At 49.9% G+C, this 4,435-nt stretch carries 4 protein-coding genes; all 4 read left to right on the forward strand.

Annotated features, from left to right (window positions below):
• On the forward strand, positions 1–195 hold a 195-nt coding region (locus tag Q0241_RS03110), incomplete at its 5' end, for a DUF3438 family protein (RefSeq protein ID WP_299372923.1).
• 7 nt (positions 196–202) lie between these two features.
• Positions 203–1,546: a TIGR03752 family integrating conjugative element protein gene (locus Q0241_RS03115; protein WP_299372926.1), complete on the forward strand. Its 1,344-nt coding sequence runs from the start codon at positions 203–205 to the stop codon at positions 1,544–1,546.
• Positions 1,506–1,862: a hypothetical protein gene (locus Q0241_RS03120; protein WP_299372929.1), complete on the forward strand. Its 357-nt coding sequence runs from the start codon at positions 1,506–1,508 to the stop codon at positions 1,860–1,862. Before Q0241_RS03115 ends, Q0241_RS03120 begins: the two co-directional genes overlap by 41 nt.
• Positions 1,863–1,864: 2 nt before the next feature.
• Positions 1,865–4,435: conjugative transfer ATPase (locus Q0241_RS03125; protein WP_299372932.1), on the forward strand; the 2,571-nt coding region annotated here is incomplete at its 3' end.

The raw sequence follows: 4,435 nt of genomic DNA on the forward strand, positions 1-4,435 counted from the left end.
AGTCGCCTCGTTCGTGGAGATTGGCTGACGGCAACATTGCAGCATGACCGTTTGGGGGGAATGGGTAGCGAAACAGATACAACCACCTTGTATCTGGTCTCGAATCGATCTTTCGTGGAAAGCCTTTCCCTGCCGATTGACAGCCGGGCTCTGCAAAATAGGCAAACGGGTAAAGAGGAAAACCAGGATGGCTGAAAAGCGTATGAATCCGTTGCTAATCGGGGGGACTGCACTGGCCATTGGTTGCCTGTCTCTGGTGATGTGCTCGGAAACACAGGAAAGTTATCAGCCTGTGGAGCAGATACCGGGATATGACCCTAAAGCCAAACCGCAGGATGGTGATACGCAGACTGATACTATCAAAGCATTACAGGCCTACGCCCGAGAGGCGGTTAAAAAGGCGGATACGTTGAACGCATCAACCAAAGAAAACATGGGTAAGGTGCTAGAGAATCAGCAAAAAGTATCAAGGCTGGAGACGGCAAATCTGCAAGCGCAGGAAACATTGGATGAAACCAAGGCGACTATAGGCTCGCTTCAACAGCACCTCGGTCAGCTAAGGCGTGAGCTTAATGATTTGAAAGAAAGTAAAGGCTCAACCAACATTGGGCAATTAAATCAGGATGGGTTTCCCGTAGGCTTTGGTTTTGATGGTCAGAATGTGATTCCGGTCGATCCAGATCAGGGTGCCTGGCATAACCCTATTGATTATGTCGAACCCCAAACAACCGAAGGTGATAAGGGCCGATTTACCGGCTTGTTGCCTCGTTCTCCCAATACGTCTGCGACGGATCACGAGGTACGAGATTCTGAGAAGAAAAATCAGATTGTTGTCGAGCCGGTTTATACGATCCCCAAAGATGCAACGTTAACGGATGGACTAGCTCTAACGGCGTTGATTGGCCGTATTCCTGTGGAGGGAAAGACGCCTGACCCCTATCCGGTAAAAATCTATATCGGCAAAGAAAATCTTTTAGCCAATGGCCACGATATGCCTGAGGTCGAAGGCATGATTTTCAGTGGTTTGGGGTTTGGTGACTGGAATCTCTCCTGCGTGAGTGCTCGCCTAACATCGGCCACCTTCATTTTTGAGGACGGTTCTATTGTTAACCACAGTAGTCAGGGGCAACCCTTGGGCTACATCTCTGATCCTAGCGGCGTGCCCTGTGTGGCGGGGCGCTTTGTCACCAACGCACCATCATTTATTACTCAGCGTATTGGGCTGGCAGGGTTAGGGGCGGCGGGTTCTGCCTATGCCGAAGCACAGCAGCAGAGGCAAACATCATCATTAACCGGGTCAACAACAAGCACGGTCGTGGGTGACATTAATAAACTGGTTGCTGGTGAGGCAGTGCAGTCAGCAACAGATGAGGTCAGCCGGTGGCTATTAGCAAGACAAAAGCAAAGTTTTGATGCGGTGGTGGTAAATCCAGGGGTAGAAGTATCCGTTCATTTAGACCGCAGTTTGCCACTGGATAAAAGTTCGATTGCAAGGAGATTACGCTATGCGAAAAATGATTCTGATATTAATCACGATTTGGATTAATGCCGGACTACTGTCTGGTTGCGCTAGTTCAAAGGCAAAAGTATTTGGCACTGATATGCCTTCTATGAAGAGCATTCACGATGAAAAATTTCACAATGCTAACGATGAACAGCTGGTGAGGCCGCAACGTGCCGCCGTCGATGAGGCCAATGCTGAACAAGAAGAGTTTCAGTGGTTACCTAATCCGACGCTGCGAATGTATGTTTTCAGGCATCTGACTGCTGCAGGCCACCCAGTGCCTGGATATAGCACCTTTTTCCGGCTTTACACCCAGGATCATATTGCGGCTCCGGGTGAACAGGCAGGGTGGGAATAGACATGGCAGATAAGGAATTAATAGGCAAGCAACCAAAGCGTGATTCAGCGATTACGGATGCTGATGTGGATACACTCTATCGTCACCCCGCGTCGTTAAGCGATTGGTTACCGTGGGTAGACTACGATGAGGCGTCCGAGACGTTTACCCTTGAAGATGGTTTTAGTGCTGCAGCGATGTTTGAAATTACTGGTGTTTCCACTGAAGCGCGTTCAAGTAAATTCTTGCAAGAAGTTCAGGCCAATATACAAACCTGTATCAACCACACGATTCCGGCACACGATAACCCCTTCGTATTGCAGTGTTTTGTCTCAGATGAAGACTCGCTATCGGCATTATCACGATCTTTAAATACCTATACAGAGAGCCATTGCAGGCAAACCCCAGAGCATCGTTTGTTAGCCAGTAACTTTGTTGCCCGTATGCAAAGGCATTTCAAGCGAATGACGCAGAGTGCCGGGCTATTCGAAGATAACACGGTGACGGGCGGTAGCTGGCGAGGAAAAGTGCGCCGTGTGCGAGTGTTTTTGTATCGCCGGAGAGAGTTAAATGATAACGAACATATCGACCCCGTTACCGAAATCAACCAGGTCGCGGAACGCTTTGTCACCCAGATGGCAGCCACAGGCATTGGTATTCGACGATGTGATGACCATGATCTCTATGCCTGGCTATTACGTTGGTTTAACCCTAAGGCTGAGGTGGCGGATGGGGATTTGGACAGGCTCACTGAGCTAATGGAACTTCCTGAAAAGCAGGAACGGGCATTTAGTCACGATCTGTCCGACCTATTGTTTCTTTCTCAGCCCTCATCCGATGGCGGTCACGGCGTTTGGTACTTCGATGACTTGCCACATAGAGCGATTACCGTGGATGCGCTGCGAAGGAAGCCATTGCCCGGTCACTTTACCGGTGAGCGACAGGTTGGCGATAACCTGTATGCCTTGTTCGATAAGCTGCCAGAGGGCAGCATTCTTTCCCTATGCGTGACGCTTCAACCTCAAGACCTCGTTGAGAATCATGTGGTGCAGGTGCTCAATTCAGCAAAGGGTGAAACAGCAGAAGCGATGGCGGCTGAGCAGGATGCCAAGGAAGCCTTGAAATGGATGTCCCACGGGGACTATCTGTTGCCCACTGTTATAACGCTGTTTACCCGTGGGGATTCCCTCGCTGATCTGCAAAAGAAGACTAATGAAGTCAACGCGTTGCTGCTGGCTAATGGTTTGCACCCCATTCGAGAGAAAGATGAGTTGTTGCCGCTGGATACCTATATTCGCCAGTTGCCCATGAACTATGAGCCGAAGCGGGAGAAGGTGAACAAGAAGAGTCGTTTGGTATTTTCTAGTGACTTGGCCAGGTTATTGCCATTCTACGGTCGCAGTCGGGGCACCGGGCATCCGGGTCTGGTTTTCTTTAATCGGGGCGGCGAGCCTTTGACCTTCGATCCGCTGAACAAGCTGGATCGGGCCAAGAATGCCTTTGGTTTGGTTCTGGGGCCTCCTGGTTCTGGTAAGTCGGCATTAATGGTGTACATCCTGTTACAGGTCGCAGCGATCTACGGTGCACGAATTTACATTATTGAAAAGGGCGGGTCGTTCAAATTGTTGGGGGACTATTGTCGATATTTCGGGCTGAGCGTTAATCAGGTGACGCTTCACCCCAAGGAAGACGTTAGCCTGCCGCCTTTTGCTGACGCCTATGAAATGCTCAAAAGGGAACGGGCACAGCAAGCGTTGTTTGATGAAGACGCATCATTGGATGCTTCGGATAGCAGTGATGATGACGAAGAACGAGATCTGTTGGGCGAGATGGAACTGAAGGCCCGCATTATGATTACCGGCGGGGATAGCAAGGAAGAGGCCGTGATGACACGTGCTGATCGCCTAACGATTCGTAGAGCGATTATCCTCGCTGCAGAGGAGAAGCAAACGGCTGGCAGCCGAGAAATCGTACTTACCGAGGATGTAGTTGAGGCTTTGAATAAGCTGGCGGTAGAAGAGTCCAGCACGCCGAAACGTCGAGAACGCGCCAAAGACATGGCCGATGCAATGGCATTGTATTGTTCAGGTACTGCCGGGCACTTTTTTAATCGTGTGGGCAAAGCCTGGCCAGAGGCCGATGTGACTATTATGGAAATGGGCCTGTTAGCTAACGAAGGCTATGAAGATCAGCTGGCCTTAGGATTTATGGGCCTGATGAATCAAATTAACGGCGTAGTAGAGCGTGAGCAATATGATCACCGTCCGACTTTTGTCCTGGGCGATGAGGCTCACCTAATTACCACCAACCCGTTGTTAGCTATCTTCCTGGTTAAGATCGTGAAAATGTGGCGAAAGTTGGGTGCCTGGTTATGGCTGGCCACTCAAAATCTGGAAGACTTTCCCGATGCCGCCAAAAAGCTGCTTAGCATGTTCGAGTGGTGGATTGCCATGGTCTGCCCAAAGGAAGAGATTGAGCAAATTTCACGTTTTAAAGACCTGACCGAAGAGCAAAAAAGTATGCTTCGCGCAGCAAGAAAAGAGCCTGGAAACTATACCGAAGGTGTTGTGCTATCGGACAACCTGCAGTGCTTG

Source organism: uncultured Kiloniella sp., from assembly GCF_937128705.1.
Classification (GTDB): domain Bacteria; phylum Pseudomonadota; class Alphaproteobacteria; order Kiloniellales; family Kiloniellaceae; genus Kiloniella.

Bases quoted from the DNA above. Each gene is read 5' to 3' on its own strand.
- Q0241_RS03115 (WP_299372926.1), top strand. From the start codon at position 203: ATGAATCCGTTGCTAATCGGGGGGACTGCACTGGCCATTGGTTGCCTG.
- Q0241_RS03120 (WP_299372929.1), top strand. From the start codon at position 1,506: ATGCGAAAAATGATTCTGATATTAATCACGATTTGGATTAATGCCGGA.